The organism is Lentzea sp., from assembly GCF_036380075.1.
Taxonomy (GTDB): Bacteria; Actinomycetota; Actinomycetes; order Mycobacteriales; family Pseudonocardiaceae; genus Lentzea.
The window spans coordinates 16,148-34,263 of record NZ_DASVFL010000340.1 but is presented as its reverse complement, the minus strand read 5'-3'; the positions used below and the strand labels follow the sequence as shown (position 1 = coordinate 34,263).

The window sequence follows — 18,116 nt, the reverse complement described above, 5'->3', positions numbered from 1 at the left end:
CAAACGGCCGAAAAGCGTGGCCGTTTGACACCCCTACCTCGTTGCAGCGAGAGCTGTGGCGCGACTCGTGACGGGGCACCCACCGCTGAGAGCTTCGCTCAAAACCAAGAGCACAAGCCAAGAGCGTGCTCGCCTTCGGCTTCGCGTTAGGCGTTGCCGTCGAACAAGGACGTCACTGAGCCGTCCTCGAAGACCTCCTGGATCACCCTTGCCAGCAGAGGTGCGATCGAGAGGACGGTCATGTTCGGGAAGCGCTTCTCGGCCGGGATCGGGAGCGTGTCGGTGAACACGACCTCGCGGGCGCCCGAGTCCTGCAGGCGTTGGGTTGCCGGGCCCGAGAGGATGCCGTGGGTCGCGGCGATGACCACGTCCGAGGCGCCCTCGTTCAGGAGTTGCTTCACGGCGCCCGCGATGGTGCCGCCGGTGTCGACCATGTCGTCGATCACGATGCAGAGGCGGCCCTCCACCTTGCCGACGACCCTGTTGGAGACGACCTCGTTCGGGCGGAGGGGGTCGCGGGTCTTGTGGATGAACGCGATCGGGGTGCCGCCGAGGGTGTCCGCCCACTTCTCGGCCAGCTTCGTGCGGCCCGAGTCGGGGGAGACGACGGTGATCTCGTGGCCCGCGTACTTGCCGCGGATGTGGTCCGCCAGCAGGGGCATGGCCCACAGGTGGTCCACCGGGCCGTCGAAGAAGCCCTGGATCTGGGCCGTGTGGAGGTCGACGGAGACGAGGCGGTCGGCGCCCGCGGTCTTGAACAGGTCGGCCACCAGGCGGGCGGAGATCGGTTCGCGGCCGCGGTGCTTCTTGTCCTGGCGGCTGTACGGGTAGAACGGCATGATCACGGTGATGCGCTTGGCGCTGGCGCGCTTCAGGGCGTCGACCATGATCAGCTGTTCCATCAGCCACTGGTTGATGGGTGCGGTGTGCGACTGGATGACGAACGCGTCGCAGCCTCGCACGGACTCCTCGAAGCGGACGAAGATCTCGCCGTTGGCGAAGTCGTAGGCCGACTGCGGGGTGACCGTGACGTTGAGGTGCTTCGAGACCTCTTCCGTCAGCTCCGGGTAGGCACGCCCGCCGAAGAGCATGAGGTTCTTCTTCGGTGTGCCGGGCATCTGCGGGTTCACGGTCAGCGACCCTCCTGTGTCTTCTCGTCCGCATTCTGCTTCGCCAGGGCCGCCTCCGCTGCCTGAGCGGCGGCGGTGCCCTCGCGACGGCTGAGGACCCAGCCTTCGAGGTTGCGCTGTGGGCCACCGGACACGGCGAGCGCGCCGGGGGGTACGTCGCGGCGCAGGACGGTGCCCGCGCCCGTGTAGGCGCCGTCGCCCACCGTCACCGGCGCCACGAACATGTTGTCCGAGCCGGTGCGGCAGTGGGAACCGACGATCGTGCGGTGCTTGTTCACGCCGTCGTAGTTGACGGTCACCGAGGCGGCGCCGATGTTGCTGTGGTCGCCGATCGTGGCGTCGCCGATGTACGACAGGTGGGGGACCTTCGAGCCCTCGCCGATCGTGGAGTTCTTGGTCTCGACGAACGTGCCGATCTTGCCCTTGACCCCCAGCGAGGTGCCGGGGCGCAGGTAGGCGAACGGGCCGACGGTGGCGTTGTCGCCGATCACCGAGTCGCTGCCGTGGGTGCGCACGACCGAGGCGCCCTCGCCGACGGTCACGCCCGAGAGCGTGGTGTCCGGGCCGACGACGGCGCGGGCGCCGACCACCGTGCCCGCGCGGAGCTGCACGTTCGGCTCGATCAGCGCGTCCTGGCCGACGGTGACGCCCGCGTCCACCCACACCGAGGCCGGGTCGACGACGGTCACGCCGCCGCGCATCAGGCCCTCGACGATGCGGCGGTTCATCTCGGCGCCGACGGCCGCGAGCTGCACGCGGTCGTTGATGCCCTCGACGAGCCACGGGTCGGAGGCGATCAGGCCGCCGACGCGCAGGCCGTCGCCGCGGGCGATGCCCAGCACGTCGGTCAGGTAGAGCTCGCCCTGCGCGTTGTCGGTGGACAGCCGCGACAGGCCGTCGCGCAGCACCGCCGCGTCGAACGCGTACACGCCGGAGTTGATCTCGTTGATCAGCTGCTCGGCGGACGACGCGTCCTTCTGCTCCACGATCCGCTGCACGGTGCCGTCGGCGTCGCGGACGATCCGGCCGTACCCGGTGGGGTTGTCCACCACGGCGGTCAGGACCGTGACGGCGTTGCCGGCGGAGGAGTGCTCCGCGAGCAGCGCCTGGAACGTCTGGGTGTCGAGCAGCGGCACGTCGCCGTAGCTCACGATCACCGTGCCGCCCAGGTCGTGCGGCAGCTCGGCGAGGCCGCACGAGACGGCGTGCCCGGTGCCCTTCTGCTCGGCCTGCACGGCGACGGTGACCTTGCGGCCCAGCGTTCCGGCGAGGGTCTCGAGATGCTCAGTGACTGCTTCACGGCCGTGGCCGACGACGACGGCCAGGTGGTCGGGGTCTGTGCCGGCCGCCGCGCGCACCGCGTGTTCGACGAGTGAGCGTCCGGCGATCCGGTGCAGCACCTTGGGCGTGGACGACCGCATGCGGGTGCCTTCCCCGGCGGCGAGCACGACCGTGCTGACAGGGCCCTCGAGCATCAATGCTCTCCCTAACAGGCTGGGTGGTTCGAAGTCCGCGGACCAGCCTAAGCCTCCGGGGAGGGCTCCCCCGCCACGGCCGCAACCTGGCAGCCACCCTGGCGCTTCGCCACGTACATCGCGGAGTCGGCCCTTGACAGGGCCTGGTTCGCGGATTCGCGGGGGCGCAACGAGATGACGCCGACCGACAGCGTCACGCCGCGGGAGAGGTCGATTGGCAGGCCTGCCACGGCATCCACGGCCCTGCCCAGTGCCGCCTCCGCGGCGTTCAGAGGGGCGCCCGGCAGCAGGACGACGAACTCGTCGCCGCCGTAGCGGGCCACCATGTCGTCACCCCGCAGGGCCTGCCGGAGTGTGCTGGCAATCACCCGAAGAACATCATCACCCTCGGCGTGCGAATGCCGGTCGTTCACGCCCTTGAAGCCGTCGAGGTCGACGAGCGCGATCGAGAACGGGTTGACCTGACCGGCGATGAGCTCGCTCATCTTGTCGTCGAGCGCCCGGCGGTTCGGCAGGCCGGTCAACGGGTCCTGCAACGCCTGCTGCGCTATCGCGCCGTGCGCACGCGTCAGCCGCTCGTGTTCGCGCCGCGTCGTCAACGTGGCCACGCGCGACTCGCGCATCGCCCACAGCTCGGCTTCCAGCGCCGCGTTGTAGGCCTGCAGCGCGGACGTCGTGTGCGGACCGCAGAGGTGCGCGTACTCGCGCTCCAGCGACAGCACCAGCGACGGCTCGGACGTGTCGTGCTCCATCTGCGTGCGCGTGTCGCCGAGGACCTTCAGCGCGTCGTCCAGCCGGTTCGCCACGACCAGGCACCGGGCCAGCGCGATCGCGACGATGATCAGCTCCCGCGCGTACATCGACAGGCCGCGCAACGACCACAGCCGGTCGAGGTGGTCCTCGCTCGGGTTCGTCAGCGCCTGCGCGGCACCGAGGATCGGCACCTGCTCGGCGGCGTCGAGGTCGCGCCGGCCGGGGTGCAGCGACTGCCGGAACGGCACCTCGGCGGCCTCCGCGAGCCCCGCCGCGAACGCGAACTGCTCGGCGGCCTGGACGTGGAAGTTCACGCGTTCGAGGCGCAGGCCCCAGCCGATCCGCAGCCGGGTGCGGTTGACCAGGTGCACGTAGATCTGGTGCGGCTGGCCGCTCTCCCAGAGCGGGTTGTGGCCGCGGGCGAGCACGTCGTCGGCCATCTCGTAGACGCCCAGCTGGGTCAGCACGAGCGCGATGTCCTGCAGCGTCGTGGCCAGCAGCTGGTCCCACGTCCGCTTGTCGAAGACCGGGTCGACCTCGGGTTCCTCGTCGAGCATCATCGCGAGCGCGGAGGCGATCTCGGTCAGCGCCTTGTCCTCGGCGTTGCCCAGCAGGAACCGGCGGCCGCGCAACGCCCGCGCGTCCGCCTCCAGCACGATCAGGCCGTGCCGGCGGCAGTGGGCGAGCATCTCGTCGAGCTGCGGGTCGGACATGTCCACGAGCCCCGGCGTGACGAGCCGGACCACGGCCGCGGCCCTGAGCAGCTGCGCGACGATGCGGGGCTCGCCGCGGCCCTGGGCCTCGGCGAGGATGTGGTCGATCTCGGACGCCGCGTCGAGCTGCGCGGCGAGGTGGCTGCTCTGGGCGACGGCGACAAGTTCGCTCGCGCGGCCCACCAGCCACGCGTCGGACATCTCGTGGTGGCGGTGGCCCACGTTGCCCTGCTCGTCGACCGTTTCCTCGGGCAGCTTCGCACCTCCCCAAGACACCATGACCCTGCGCCTTCCAGGCCCTGCTCCGCCACCAGGATTCGAACCTGGACCATCTGAACCAAAATCAGAGGTGCTGCCTTTACACCATGGCGGAAAGGGTGCGCGTGCACCCGTCCTGCGCACATGTTGTCACGAGACCTCCCGCACTTGTCCAACCACCACTCGTCCGGCTCAGGTCATGATCACGTTTTCACGCCGGTCGACCTGGTCAGGAAGTCCGCGAGAGCGGCCTGGTACGTGTCCGTCGCCACATTCCAGCCCGAGGTGTGGTCGGCGCCCGGGATCTCGACGTACGTCAGGGGCCACCCGAGCCGGTCCGCGGCGGCCGCCAGGTCGCGCGAGGACTGAGCGGGGACGGTGCCGTCCGCGTCGCCGTGCAGGACCAGCGTCGGGGGCTTGGTCGCGGGCGGGTTGGCGACGAGGTCGAACCGGTCGAAGTCCAGGTCGGCGCGCCAGCCGGAGACGACCTCGGCGACGGGCGTGAGCCACGTCGGCACGCCCCGGTTCCGCGCCTGGAGGTTCAGCGTCTGCGTCCAGTTGGTGACGGGGGAGTCGAGCACGACCCCGCTGACGGCCGTCGCGAGGCTCGACCGCGCCAGGGTCTGGCCGACGATCGCACCGCCCATCGACCAGCCGTAGAGGACGACCTTCTTCGCGCCGTGCGTCTGCGCGTACCTGATCGCGGCCTCGACGTCGTGCCACTCGGTGTCGCCGAGGTGGTAGAGCCCGTCCGGCGACTTCGGGGCGCCCGCGTCGTTGCGGTAGGTGATCAGCAGGACGGGCAGCCCGGCCTTGTTGAGCTGCGGGACCACGCGCAGGGCCTCCTCGCGCGACGCGCCACGGCCGTGCACGGTGATGACCCACGTGTCCTGGTTCGCGGCCGGGACGAGCCAGGCGGGCATCTCGCCGAGCTCGGTGGGCACCCGGACCTCGCTGTAGACCAAGCCGAGCGTGCTCTTGGGGTTGCCGTCGTAGACGTCGGTCTCGATGCGCACCTTGGTGCCTTCCGGCGGTGCGGTGCCGTCGAGCAGCGGGCGCACGACGCGGCCGTTCTCATTGGCGGTGACGTCACCGACCTTCGCGGCGCCGCCGGGCCAGACGATGCCGAACGTGCCGCGCAGCGTCGTCAGCTTCGACTCGGCGAGCACGACGTTCCGGTCCTGCGCGCCGAGCGAGGTCTCCGGGAAGCGCTGCGGGAACGCCTCGGCCGGTTTGAGCAGCTCGTTGCTGTAGTACCAGCCGACCCCGCCCAGAGCCGCCGTGACCAGCACGAGCAGGACGAGCAGCGAGACCGTGGTGATCCGGATGATCTTGCGTCTGGCCATGTGCTGATGATGCCGCGTCGAGGTCTCGATTCCACGCGGCGCCGCGCGGCGGGCCGGGACCGGGGGTTTGTAGGCTGGCTCGGTGGCGAGGGTCAGGATGACGGGCAAGGAGCGCAGGGAGCAGCTCCTGGACGTCTCCCGCGCCCTGTTCGCCGAGAAGGGCTTCGAGGCGACCTCGGTCGAGGAGATCGCCCACCGCGCGAGCGTGTCCAAGCCCGTCGTCTACGAGCACTTCGGCGGCAAGGAAGGCGTCTACGCCGTCGTCGTCGACCGCGAGATGCGGTACCTGATGGACCGGATCGTCGAGGCGCTCGACGGGGGTTCGCACCCGCGTGAGCTGCTGGAACGGGCCGCCTGCGCGTTGCTCGACTACATCGAGGGCTCGACGGACGGCTTCCGCATCCTCGTGCGCGACTCGCCCGTCGCCTCCTCCTCCGGCACGTTCTCGTCGCTGCTGAACGACATCGCGTCGCAGGTCGAGCACATCCTCGGCCTGCACTTCGCGAAGCGGGGCTACGACCGCAAGCTCGCCGCCCTCTACGCGCAGGCGCTGGTCGGGATGGTCGCGCTGACCGGCCAGTGGTGGCTGGAGGCGCGCAAGCCGAAGAAGGACGAGGTCGCCGCGCACCTCGTCAACCTCGCGTGGAACGGGCTCTCCGCGATGGACCACCGGCCGAAGCTGCGCAGCCGTTCCTGAGCTGCGCTGATAACGATCGGCACCCCCTCAGGCGATGTGTTCGGTGAGTGACGCCGTCGCGCCGTCCGTCGAGGGGTCGGGCGGCCCGACGCCTACACGTCGCCGGTGAGCTTGAGCAGCTTGTCGTCCGAACCGTTCGACGTGGTGATGTAGAGCGACCCGTCGGGCGCGGTGCGGGCGGCGCGCAGGCGGCCGTACTTGTCGTTCAGCTCGTCCGGGATGCTCACGTTCTGCACCTTGCCGGCCTGGTCGAGCGTGAAGAGCAGCAGCTTCGAGCCCTTGAGCGCGGTGACCGCGAGCTTGCCGTTCCAGAACGCCGCCTGGCAGATCGCCTCGGTCGGCGACCCCGACGACCACACCGCCGGCACCGCGTCCGGGAACCGCTGCAGGTCGGTCATCGGCACGCCCTCGTCGTAGCCGCCCTGCGTGCCGCCCTTGGACGGGTCCCAGCCGTAGTTGGCGCCGGCCTTGAGCAGGTTGACCTCGTCGTCCACCGAGGGCCCGTGCTCGCTGGAGAAGGCCTGGTCGGAGTCGGGCCGGAAGACGACGCCCTGCACGTTGCGGTGGCCGTAGGTGAAGATCCGGCGCTCGTTGGCGTCGGCGGAGCCGATGAACGGGTTGCCGGCCGCGCCCTCGCCGGTCTCGGCGTCGATGCGCAGCACCTTGCCGCCGAGGCTGGTGCGGTCCTGCGGGTTGCGGCCCTGCGCGATGTCGCCGGTGGCGACGTACATCGACCCGTCCGGCGCGAGCGTCGGCCGGCAGCCGGAGTGGCGGCCGCTGGAGTTCGACGGCATGCCGGTGAGCAGGTCCTTGGTCTTGGTGGCCCGCGTCCCGTCGAGCCGGTACGTGACCAGCCGGACGTCCTTCGACGTGTTGAAGCAGACCGTGAAGCGCTGGTCGTCCGGGTGGATGACGAGCCCCATCAGGCCGCCCTCGCCGCGCGCCTGGAGGTCGGTCAGGTCGATGTCGACCGGCGTGACCTGGCCGTTCTTGACGAGCTTGAGCGTGCCGGGGCGTTCGGTGACGAGCGTCGAGCCGTCCGGCAGGAAGCCCAGGTCCCAGGCGTGCTGGAAGCCGCCGGCGACCTCCTCGACCTTCAGGCCCTGCGGCGCGGGGGCCTTCGACGGCGCGTTGCCGCCCGGTTCGGGCGTGGAACAGGCGGCGAGGGCCAGGACCGACACTGCAGCAACGAGTGCGCGCATGTCCCAACTATGCGTTTTGTGCCGTGGTGGTTCCGTAAGGCCGTTCGACGGGGAGCAGCGCGCGGGCCGCGTCCAGGTCGTGGGCGAGCACCTTCTCGTGGACCGCACGCGCGAGAGGTGTCACGTCGGTGATGCCGACGGTCCACTCGTGCACGTACTTCTGCACGGCCTCGCGGGTCAGCCCGATCTGGATCGACCGGTGCGGCAGCGCCTCGTGGTGCAGCCCGCGTTCGGGGTCCCACTGCACGCGGACCGCCGGTTTGCCGGGGATGCTGCTCGACACGGCGTGCGCGACCGCCCAGTCGAACCCCTCGCGGGTGATGCGGACGGCCAGCACGCGCTCCTGGTCCTGCTTCAGCGCGTAGCCGCAGCGGTACATCATCCAGAGGAACGACGGCTTGATCCACGTCATCCGCTCCGTCTTGAACGGCGGCACGAACCGCTGCGCCGCCACGGCCGGATCGGCGATCGCCGGCGAGTAGGCCTGGTAGACCACGATGGACTGATCGTCGTAGTCAGCCCGTATTTCCCTTTGCTCCACAGCCGGGGGATGTTAGACACCCCGCGTGCAGAACACCCTGGGGTTTTCCGACCTGCTCCGCCTGATCGACGAACGCTCGGCCGCCTTCCGCGCCGCGGTCGCCGCCGCTCCCAGCCTCGACGCCAAGGTCCCGACCTGCCCTGAATGGACCCTCGCCGACCTGGCCGAACACATCGGCGAAGGTCGTCGCACCTGGGCCGCCACCGTCGCCGCGGGCCCCGCGAACGGCAAGGCCACCGGCAAGGACGTCCCCATGCCCGAACAGCGCGCCGAGATCCTGACCTGGCTCGAAGACGCGACGAAGGAGCTCCTGGACGCCCTCGAAGCGGCGGGCCCCGACCAGGGGTGCTGGGCCTGGTGGAGCGGTTCGCCGCACACCGCCGGCGCCGTCGCCCGCCACCAGCTCCAGCAGCTCGCGGTCCACACCTACGACGCCCAGATCACCATCGGCGCCGCGGAACCGCTGCCGGTCGACATCGCGCTCGACGGCGTGGACGAGTTCCTGCAGACCTGCGTCACGACCGACTCCGCGTGGCCGCACGAGCCCTCGACCATGGGCTACCACGCGACGGAGGGCCGGAGCTGGTGGCTGCGGTTCGACGAGAGCGGCGCGCACACCGTGCCCGAGGTCGCGCCGACCGCCGAGTGCACCGGCACCGCCAGTGACCTGGTGCTCTTCATGTACGGGCGGCGCGAACTGGGCGAGATGGACGTCCGGGGCGACCGGCGCGTGTTCGAGCGGCTGATCGCGTGGGAGCCCGCCTGAGCCGGGCTGGAACCACCCGATGAGGGTTCGCGCGAAGGGTTAAAGTGGTCGGTGAGACCCCTCGTCCCAGGCAGGGGTCTGTCCGGCGTCTCGCACTTTGACCGGGGTTTCTCACATGCCGCTGCTCGGCCTGCTCGATGGTGTCCTGCCCGACAAAGCCCTCCGCACGTTGATCGACTCCGCCGGTGTCCCCGAGCTGGAGCTGGACGGCCCGCTGGCCGCCCGCCCGCTCGTCACCGCGGCGCTGTCCACGGTCCGGCCCGTCCTCGCCGTCACGGCGACCGGTCGCGAGGCCGAGGAGCTGACGAACGTCCTGCGCGACCTGATCGGGCCGGACGCGGTGGCGTTCTTCCCCAGCTGGGAGACGCTGCCGCACGAGCGGCTGAGCCCGCGCGCGGACACCGTCGGCGCGCGGTTGCAGGTGCTGCGCAGGCTCAAGCACCCCGAGGGCGCCCCGATCAGGGTCCTCGTCACCACGGTCCGCAGCCTCATCCAGCCGATGGCGCCGGACCTGGGCGACCTGAAGCCCGTGCACCTGAAGGTCGGTGAGGAGCAGGACTTCGTCGAGCTCGTCACGAGCCTGGCGGAGAACGCCTACACGCGCGTCGACATGGTCGAGAAGCGCGGCGAGTACGCGACGCGCGGCGGCATCCTCGACATCTTCCCGCCGACGGCCGAGCACCCGTACCGCGTCGAGTTCTGGGGCGACGAGGTCAGCGAGATCCGGCCGTTCTCCGTGCAGGACCAGCGGTCGCTGCCGGAGGAGGTCGCGGAGTTCGTCGCGCCGCCGTGCCGCGAGCTGCTGCTGACCGAGGACGTGAAGCAGCGCGCCGCGAGCCTCGCCGAGGAGCACCAGTCCGACGCGCACCTCGCCGAGATGCTGGAGAAGATCTCGGGCGGCATCGCGGTCGAGGGCATGGAGGCGCTGATCCCCGCCCTGTGCCCCGGTGAGCTGGAGTTGCTCACGGACGTGGTCCCGAAGGGCACGCACGTCCTGCTCAACGACCCCGAGAAGATCCGCGCCCGCGCCGCCGACCTCGTGCGGACGGGCCAGGAGTTCCTCGAAGCGTCCTGGATGGCCGCCGCCGGCGGCGGCAAGGCGCCGATCGACCTCGGGCGCAGCGCCTACCAGGGCATCGGCGAGGTGGCCGACCACGCCAAGGCCAACGACCGGCCGTGGTGGACGCTCAGCCAGCTCACCACCGACGCGCCGGACGTCGTGCACCTCGACGTCAAGCCGGTCGAGGCCTACTCCGGCGACGTCGAGCGCGCGTTCGCCGACCTCAAGGCGCACACCGCGACCGGTGGCGCCGCCGTCCTCGTCGTGCCCGGCGCCGGCACCGCGCAGCGCGCCTATGAACGCCTGCGCGAGGCCGAGGTCTCGGCCGTCTGCCTCGAGTCCCTCGACGGGACGCCGAAGGCGAGCACCGTCACGGTCGTGCGCGGCTGCCTCGAGGACGGGTTCGTGCTGCCCGACCTGGCCCTGGTGGTGCTCACCGAGACCGACCTGACCGGCGGCCGCGGCGGCACGTCCACCAAGGACATGCGCAAGATGCCGTCCAAGCGGCGCAACGCGGTCGACCCGCTGGCGCTCAAGGCCGGCGACTTCGTGGTGCACGAGCAGCACGGCATCGGCAAGTACGTGGAGATGGTCCAGCGCACGGTCGCCGGCGCCACCCGCGAGTACCTGGTCCTGGAGTACGCCAGCAGCAAGCGCGGCCAGCCCGGCGACCGGTTGTTCGTGCCGACCGACCAGCTCGACGAGGTCAGCCGGTACGTCGGCGGCGAGCTGCCGACGTTGAACAAGCTCGGCGGCAGCGACTGGAAGAACACGAAGTCCAAGGCGCGCAAGGCGGTCAAGCAGATCGCGGCCGAGCTCGTGCAGCTCTACGCGGCGCGGCAGAGCGCCCCCGGCCACGCGTTCGCGAGCGACACCCCGTGGCAGCGCGAGCTGGAGGACGCGTTCGCGTTCACCGAGACGCAGGACCAGATGGCCGCGATCGACGAGGTCAAGGCCGACATGGAGCGCGGCGTCCCGATGGACCGCGTCATCTGCGGCGACGTCGGCTACGGCAAGACGGAGATCGCGGTCCGCGCGGCGTTCAAGGCCGTGCAGGACGGCAAGCAGGTCGCCGTGCTGGTGCCGACGACGCTGCTGGCCCAGCAGCACCTCAACACGTTCTCCGAGCGCATGCGCCAGTTCCCGGTGAACATCAAGGGGCTCAGCCGCTTCACCGACGCCACCGAGTCCGCGCAGACCGTCGCCGGTCTCGCCGACGGCGAGGTCGACATCGTGATCGGCACGCACCGGCTGCTCCAGAAGACCGTGCGGTACAAGGACCTCGGCCTCGTGATCGTCGACGAGGAGCAGCGCTTCGGCGTGGAGCACAAGGAGCACATCAAGGCGCTGCGCACGCACGTCGACGTGCTGACCATGTCCGCGACGCCGATCCCGCGCACGCTGGAGATGTCGCTCGCCGGCATCCGCGAGATGTCCACGATCCTGACCCCGCCGGAGGAACGGCACCCGATCCTCACCTACGTCGGCGCCTACGACGACAAGCAGGTCGGTGCCGCGATCCGCCGCGAGCTTCTGCGCGACGGCCAGGTCTTCTTCGTGCACAACAGGGTCTCGTCGATCGAGAAGGCCGCGCGCCGCATCCGCGAGCTCGTGCCGGAGGCCCGCGTCGTCACCGCGCACGGCCAGATGAACGAGGACCGCCTGGAGAAGATCATCCAGGGCTTCTGGGAGCGCGAGTTCGACGTCCTCGTCTGCACCACGATCGTCGAGACGGGCCTCGACATCTCCAACGCCAACACGTTGATCGTCGAACGCGGCGACCTGCTCGGCCTCGCGCAGCTGCACCAGCTGCGCGGGCGCGTCGGCCGCGGCCGCGAGCGCGGGTACGCGTACTTCCTTTACCCGTCGGAGACGCCGCTGACCGAGACCGCGCACGACCGGCTCGCGACGATCGCGCAGAACACCGAGCTGGGCGCCGGCATGGCCGTCGCGATGAAGGACCTGGAGATCCGCGGCGCCGGCAACATCCTCGGCGCCGAGCAGTCCGGTCACATCGCGGGCGTCGGCTTCGACCTCTACGTGCGGCTGGTCGGCGAGGCCGTCGAGGCGTTCCGCAGGCACGCGGGCGCCGACGGCGGCGAGGTCGAGGAGGAGCTCGCCGAGGTCCGCGTCGACCTGCCCGTGGACGCGCACATCCCGCACGAGTACGTGCCGGGCGAGCGGCTGCGGCTGGAGGCCTACCGCAAGATCGCGGCGGCGGCCGACGAGGCGTCGCTCAAGTCGGTCTGGGACGAGCTCAAGGACCGCTACGGCACGCCGCCGGAGCCCGTCGAACGCCTGCTCGGCGTCGCCCGGCTGCGCCACACCTGCCGCCGCCACGGCGTCACCGAGGTCATCGCGATGGGCCAGAACGTGCGGTTCGCGAAGCTGGAGCTGCTCGACTCGCAGCTGGTCCGGCTGCGCAGGCTGTTCCCGAAGGCCGTCTACAAGCAGGCCGTCGGGACGATCACCGTGCCGAGGCCGACGGAGGGTGCCGCCGGCGGCCGGATGGGTGCACCGCAGCTGCGCGACCAGCAGCTGCTGGACTGGTGCGGGGCGTTCCTGGACTCACTCGCGGGGACACCCGTGACCCCGGTCACGACGGCGTGAGAGGGTAGATCCTCGTGAGCACTGTTCTGAAGCGTTTCTCGCTGGTCGGTGTGGCTGTGGCGTTGCTCGCCACCGGGTGCGGCACCGGTCCTGCCAAGGCCGGTTCGGCCGCGATCGTCGGCGATCAGACGATCAGCCTGGAGACCGTCCAGGACCGCACCGTGAAGGTGCTCAAGAAGGAGCCCGCTGCCCAGCAGATGCAGGGCCAGGGCAAGCTCGACCAGGTCTCGCGGCTCGTGGTGGCCGACGAGATCACCCACCAGATCGCCGCGGCCGCCGCGCAGCGCGAGAACATCACGGTCGACGAGACCAAGGTGTTCGACGAGGTGAACGCGAAGGGCGGCCCGGAAGAGGCCGCCAAGCAGAGCGAGCAGGACGCCGACACGATCTACCGCCGCCAGCGCGACGTGCTGGCGATGGGCGAGCTGGCGCGCCGCAACCTCTCCACGCTCGAGGTCGTGATCGACTTCTTCCAGGCCAAGGACTCCAAGGAGGCCAAGGAGAAGGCCGAGCAGGTGACCGCCGACCCGTCGAAGATGACGCGGTTCATCCAGGAGGCACCGCGCACGACCAGCGGCCAGCAGGCGTCGGGGACGAACCAGAAGGTCCGCGTCACCGAGAACCCGTCCCTGGTCCACACGATGCTGTGGGGCGTGAAGCCCGGCACCGTCGTCGCCTTCCCGGCCGACGAGCAGCAGGCCAGCTGGATGGTCGCCGTGGTCAAGGAGCGCAACAAGGTCTCGCCGACGCCCGGCCAGGAGGACCTGACCGAGCGCATCGACCCGCAGCTGCTCGCCGCGTTCGGCCTGCGGATCGCGCAGTACCTGGCCGCGGACCTGAACATCGAGGTCAACCCGCGCTACGGCGTGTGGGACCCGACCGCCGCGACGGTCGTCGCCGCCGCCGGTGAGAAGGCCGGTTTCGTCGGCGTGCCCGAGACCAAGAACAAGTCTTGATCACCGTCGTCGTCCTGAGCGGGCGGCTCGACGCCGTGCTGCCCGCCGCCGCCCTGCCCGCGTTGCGCACGGCCACGGCCGTCTACGCGGGCGAGGGCGTGCCCCTGGAGTCCTGGTCAGCGCTCGGGGTCGACGGGCCGGCGCCCGCCGTCGTCGAGGACGGCGCGGTGGTGATCGCGGCCTCGGCCGACGCCTACCCCGACGCCGACGTGATCACGACGCCGGAACCGCTGGGCGCCGCCCTGCTCGACGCCGCCGCCGTGATGCACCGGCTGCGGTCGCCGGGCGGGTGCCCGTGGGACGCCGAGCAGGACCACCAGACGTTGCGCCAGTACCTCGTCGAGGAGACCTTCGAGCTGCTGGAGGCGATCGAGGACGGCGACCGCGCGGCCATGCGCGAGGAGCTCGGCGACGTGCTCCTGCAGGTGCTGTTCCACTCGCGGGTCGCCGCCGAGGACCCGGACGACCCGTTCGACATCGACGCCGTGGCGTCGGAGCTGGTCGCGAAGCTCGTCGGCCGGCACCCGCACGTCTTCGAGGGCAACGACCCCGCGGTGCACGACGCCACGTCGCAGCAGCACCGCTGGGAGGAGCTCAAGCAGGCCGAGAAGCGCCGCGAGTCCAGTGTGGACGGTGTCGCGCTCGGCCAGCCCGCGGTCGCGCTGGCCGCGAAGCTCGTGCAGCGCACCAAGCGCGCCGGTCTCCCGGTCGACCTGCTGCCCGAGGGCGACGACACGGGCACGACGCTGTTCGCCGTGACCGCGCTGGCGAGGCTCGCGGGGGAGGACCCGGAGACCGAGCTGCGCCAGGTCTGCCGCCGGTTCGCCGCGAACGTCCGCGAGGCCGAGGCGAAAGCGCGGGCCGAAGGTCTTGATTCTCTTGCAGCTGAAGACTGGCGGCGGTTTTGGCCCTCCTGAACCGGTGACCGTGGGCTAACGTCGATCGCGTGACTTACCTGCGGTATCCGCATCTTCGCGGTGACTTGGTGACGTTCGTGGCCGAGGACGACGTGTGGCTCGCGCCCGTCGACGGAGGAAGGGCCTGGCGCGCGTCCGCCGACCAGGTACCGGCCCGCTCGCCGCGCATCTCTCCCGACGGCACGCAGCTGGCCTGGGCCAGCACGGTCGACGGCGCCCCCGAGGTGCGGGTGGCGCCCGTCGACGGTGGCCCGGCGCGCCGGTTGACGCACTGGGGCGTCGTCCGGACGGCGGTGTCGGGCTGGACTCCGGACGGGCGGGTGCTCGCGGTGTCCTCCACCGGCCAGATGTCGCGCCAGCGCAAGCGGGCGCACGCCGTCCCGCTGGACGGTGGACCGTCCGAGGTGCTGCCGTACGGGTGGGTCAACGACGTCTCCTTCGGACCGGACGGCCAGGTCGTCACGTCCTCCAGCTACATGCAGGAACCCTCCGCCTGGAAGCGGTACCGCGGCGGCACGGCCGGCAAGCTGTGGGTCGACGTCGACGGCTCCGGTGACTTCACCCGGATCCTCGAGGACCTGAAGTCGACGCTCGCGAACCCGATGTGGGTCGACGGGCGGATCGCGTTCCTGTCCGACCACGAGGGCGTCGGCAACGTGTACTCGGTGCTGCCGGACGGCACCGACCTGCGCCGCCACTCGTCGGGCGAGTTCTACGCCCGCAACGCGTCCAGCGACGGCTCGCGGGTGATCTTCCACCAGGCCGGCGAGCTGTGGCTGCTCGAAGGCCTCTCCGACCTGCGCAAGCTCGACATCAGGCTCGGCGGCCCGCGCACCGGCCGGCAACCGCACCACGTCAAGGCGTCCGGCAACGTCGAGTCGTTCAGCGTCGACCACACCGGCCGCGCGTCGGCCGTCGAGGTCCGCGGCTCGGTGCACTGGGTGACGCACCGCGACGGCCCGGTCCGCGTGCTGGCCGACAGGTCCGACGTGCGCGCCCGGCTGCCGAAGGTGCTCGGCGAGACCGGGCAGGTGGTGTGGGTGACCGACGCCGAGGGCGAGGAGGCCCTGGAGATCGCGCCGGTCGGCGGGGCCGAGCCGGGCAGCACGGCCCGGCGCGTCGCGTCCGGGCAGCTCGGCCGGGTCATGTCGCTGGCCGCCGCGCCGGACGGCTCGCGGGCCGCCGTGGCCACGCACGACGGCCGGTTGTTGTTGGTGGACATCGCTTCCGGTGAGGTCCGCGAGGTCGTCAGCGGTGCGAACGCGCACATCACGAACCTCGCCTTCTCGCCCGACTCGTCGTGGGTCGCGTGGTCGCACCCCGGCCCGAGTCCGTTGCGGCACATCAAGATGGTGAACACGACGGACCTGTCCGTCGTGGACGTGACACCGCTGCGGTTCGCCGACTTCGCGCCGACGTTCACCGAGGACGGCAAGTACCTGGCGTTCCTGTCGATCAGGACGTTCGACCCGGTCTACGACGCGCACGTGTTCGACCTGTCGTTCCCGACGGGCTGCCGCCCGCACCTCGTGCCGCTGGCCGCGACCACGCCGTCGCCGTTCGCGCCGATGCACGGCGGCCGCCCCGCCGTCGACGACGACAAGGACTCCGAGGACGACGACGAGAAGAAGCCGGTCACCAAGGTCGACCTCGAGGGCCTGGCCGACCGCGTGGTGCCGGTGCCCGTCGCCGCGGCCGACTACGTGGCGCTGAAGGCGGCCCGCGGCGGTCTGCTGTGGCTGCGCAGGCCGTTGCTCGGGGTGCTGGGCGACAACCTGGCGTCGCCGGAGGCCCGCCCGCCGCGCACGGCGCTGGAGCGGTTCGACTTCGCCAAGCAGAAGACCGAGTGCCTGGCCGAGAGCGCGGACGCGTTCGCGGTCTCCGGCGACGGCAAGCGGATGGTCGTCGAGGACGGCGGCGACCTGCGGGTGGTGCCGACCGACAGCAAGGCCGAGGAGGACTCCAGCGACTACGTGGAGATCGACCTGGCCCGCGTGCGCGTCGTGGTCGACCCGGCCGCGGAGTGGGCACAGATGTACGCCGAGAACGGCCGGCTGATGCGCGACCACTTCTGGCGCACCGACATGGGCGGCGTCGACTGGCAGGGCGAGCTGGACCGCTACCGGCCGCTGGTGGCGCAGGTCGGCAGCCACGACGACCTCGTCGACCTGCTGTGGGAGGTGCAGGGCGAGCTCGGCACCTCCCACGCCTACGTGTGGGGCTCGGCGCCGCACGTCCCGGCGTCGCGGCGCCAAGGCCTGCTCGGTGCCGACCTGGTGCGGTCCGGTTCGGACTGGGTCGTCGAGCGGGTGATCCCCGGCGAGACGTCCGACCCGCACGCCCGCTCACCGCTGTGCGCACCCGGCGTGGCCGTCCGGGCCGGCGACGCCCTGGTGGCGGTCGACGGTCGCCCCGTCGAGCTGGCCGGGCCCGGCGCTCTGCTGGTGGGGACGGCCGGCAAGCCCGTCGAGCTGACCGTGCGGCCTGCCGGCGGCGGGGAGCTGCGCCGCGTCGTCGTGGTGCCGCTGGCCGACGAGGAACCGTTGCGCTACCACGACTGGGTGGCGAACCGCCGTGCGTTCACGCACGAGCAGTCCGGTGGGCGCGTGGGTTACCTGCACGTGCCGGACATGATGGGCGCCGGGTGGGCCCAGCTGCACCGCGACCTGCGGGTGGAGCTGGCGCGCGAGGCCCTGGTGCTGGACGTCCGCGAGAACGGCGGCGGCCACACCTCGCAGCTCGTCATCGAGAAGCTCGGGCGCAAGGTCATCGGGTGGTCCGTGGCCCGCGGGTACACCGCTTCCGAGTCCTACCCGCAGGACGCGCCCCGCGGCCCGGTGGTGGCGGTGGCCGACGAGTACGCCGGGTCCGACGGCGACATCGTCAACGTGGCGATCAAGGAGCTCGGCATCGGGCCCGTGGTCGGCGTGCGGACGTGGGGCGGTGTGATCGGCATCGACATGCTCTACTCGCTGGTGGACGGCACGATGGTCACCCAGCCGAGGTACGCGTCCTGGTTCAAGGGCCACGGGTGGGGCGTCGAGAACCACGGCGTCGATCCCGACGTCGAGGTGGTCATGACGCCCGCGGACCGGGTCGCCGGGCGGGACCCGCAGCTGGAGCGGGCCGTGTCGATGGCGTTGGAGAACCTGTCCTCGTCGCCCGCTGCTCACGCTCCGGAGTTGCCGCCTCTGCCGTGAACACCCCATCGTGTGGGCGGGAAACTGTGACGGACTGTTCCATGTGGACGATCAACTTGGTGGAACAGTCCGTTGTGGTTCGGGGGTGTGCGGGTGAGTCATCGGGATGAGCCTCGTAGTGGGCGCGGGTGCTTCGGGGCGGTCGTGGTGGTGCCGTTCCTGGCGTTGGGTGGGTTGTTCTCGCTGATCGCGTTCACCGGTGGGGCTGAGGACGGGCCTGCTGCTCGGCCTCCCGTCACTCGGCCCACTGTGTCGTTGTGGGGTGAGGCTGGGGAGGTTGGTGGGGTTTCCCTGTCCACGGTTACCGAGACCGTGGTGGTGTCCGGTGCTGGGTCTGGTGGGGTGGCTCCCGTTCCGGGTCGCGGGTCTGGGGTGGCTTCCGCAGGTGCGGTTGTGGTTACCGAGACTGTTCGCGTGACCGGGAGTGTGGTTCCGTCCGGGGTTCGGCCTTCTGCTGTCGGGCGTAGTGAGACTGGAGCTGAGGAGCCTGTT

General features: G+C 71.0%; 12 protein-coding genes and 1 tRNA gene. 6 read left to right on the top strand and 7 right to left on the bottom strand.

From position 1 onward, the window contains the following. Window positions 1-146: 146 nt before the first annotated feature. The 5 genes from VF330_RS36395 to VF330_RS36375 all read right to left on the bottom strand — a co-directional run bounded on the left by VF330_RS36395 (window position 147) and on the right by VF330_RS36375 (window position 5,675). Window positions 147-1,118 carry a ribose-phosphate diphosphokinase gene (locus VF330_RS36395; protein ID WP_030482093.1) on the bottom strand — a complete coding sequence of 324 codons (972 nt, stop codon included), beginning with the start codon at window positions 1,116-1,118 and terminating at the stop codon, window positions 147-149. 14 nt (window positions 1,119-1,132) lie between these two features. Continuing rightward, on the bottom strand, window positions 1,133-2,605 hold the full coding sequence (glmU, locus tag VF330_RS36390) for a bifunctional UDP-N-acetylglucosamine diphosphorylase/glucosamine-1-phosphate N-acetyltransferase GlmU (RefSeq protein WP_330856282.1): 1,473 nt from the start codon (window positions 2,603-2,605) through the stop codon (window positions 1,133-1,135). 47 nt (window positions 2,606-2,652) lie between these two features. After that, window positions 2,653-4,350 carry a GGDEF domain-containing protein gene (locus VF330_RS36385; RefSeq protein ID WP_330856281.1) on the bottom strand — a complete coding sequence of 566 codons (1,698 nt, stop codon included), beginning with the start codon at window positions 4,348-4,350 and terminating at the stop codon, window positions 2,653-2,655. A 23-nt stretch (window positions 4,351-4,373) separates the two neighbouring features. Next, window positions 4,374-4,444 (bottom strand) — tRNA-Gln (locus VF330_RS36380). Window positions 4,445-4,532: 88 nt separating this feature from the next. Beyond that, a complete protein-coding gene (locus VF330_RS36375) occupies window positions 4,533-5,675 on the bottom strand; it encodes an alpha/beta hydrolase family protein (protein ID WP_330856280.1) in 1,143 nt (380 codons plus the stop codon). A 97-nt stretch (window positions 5,676-5,772) separates the two neighbouring features. Here VF330_RS36375 and VF330_RS36370 point away from each other — a divergent pair, with 97 nt between their 5' ends. Beyond that, window positions 5,773-6,372 (top strand): TetR/AcrR family transcriptional regulator, encoded by a 600-nt coding sequence (locus VF330_RS36370; protein WP_330856285.1) that lies wholly within the window; start codon window positions 5,773-5,775, stop codon window positions 6,370-6,372. 92 nt (window positions 6,373-6,464) lie between these two features. Here VF330_RS36370 and VF330_RS36365 read toward each other — a convergent pair whose 3' ends face one another. Beyond that, window positions 6,465-7,574, bottom strand: a complete 1,110-nt coding sequence (locus VF330_RS36365) for a PQQ-dependent sugar dehydrogenase (protein ID WP_330856279.1) — start codon at window positions 7,572-7,574, stop codon at window positions 6,465-6,467. Between the two features lie 7 nt (window positions 7,575-7,581). Further along, entirely contained in the window at window positions 7,582-8,115 is a 534-nt protein-coding gene (locus tag VF330_RS36360; protein ID WP_330856278.1) for a DUF4291 domain-containing protein, read from the bottom strand. Window positions 8,116-8,140: 25 nt separating this feature from the next. Between VF330_RS36360 and VF330_RS36355 the strand changes: the two genes are divergently transcribed. From VF330_RS36355 to VF330_RS36335, 5 genes are all read left to right on the top strand, one after another. Beyond that, a complete protein-coding gene (locus VF330_RS36355) occupies window positions 8,141-8,881 on the top strand; it encodes a maleylpyruvate isomerase family mycothiol-dependent enzyme (RefSeq protein ID WP_330856277.1) in 741 nt (246 codons plus the stop codon). Between the two features lie 115 nt (window positions 8,882-8,996). Beyond that, window positions 8,997-12,551 (top strand): transcription-repair coupling factor, encoded by a 3,555-nt coding sequence (mfd, locus tag VF330_RS36350; RefSeq protein ID WP_330856276.1) that lies wholly within the window; start codon window positions 8,997-8,999, stop codon window positions 12,549-12,551. A gap of 14 nt (window positions 12,552-12,565) precedes the next feature. Beyond that, entirely contained in the window at window positions 12,566-13,507 is a 942-nt protein-coding gene (locus tag VF330_RS36345; RefSeq protein WP_330856275.1) for a hypothetical protein, read from the top strand. Further along, on the top strand, window positions 13,504-14,424 hold the full coding sequence (locus tag VF330_RS36340) for a MazG family protein (RefSeq protein ID WP_330856274.1): 921 nt from the start codon (window positions 13,504-13,506) through the stop codon (window positions 14,422-14,424). Before VF330_RS36345 ends, VF330_RS36340 begins: the two co-directional genes overlap by 4 nt. A 68-nt stretch (window positions 14,425-14,492) precedes the next feature. Further along, entirely contained in the window at window positions 14,493-17,624 is a 3,132-nt protein-coding gene (locus VF330_RS36335; protein WP_330856273.1) for a S41 family peptidase, read from the top strand. Window positions 17,625-18,116: the final 492 nt, after the last annotated feature.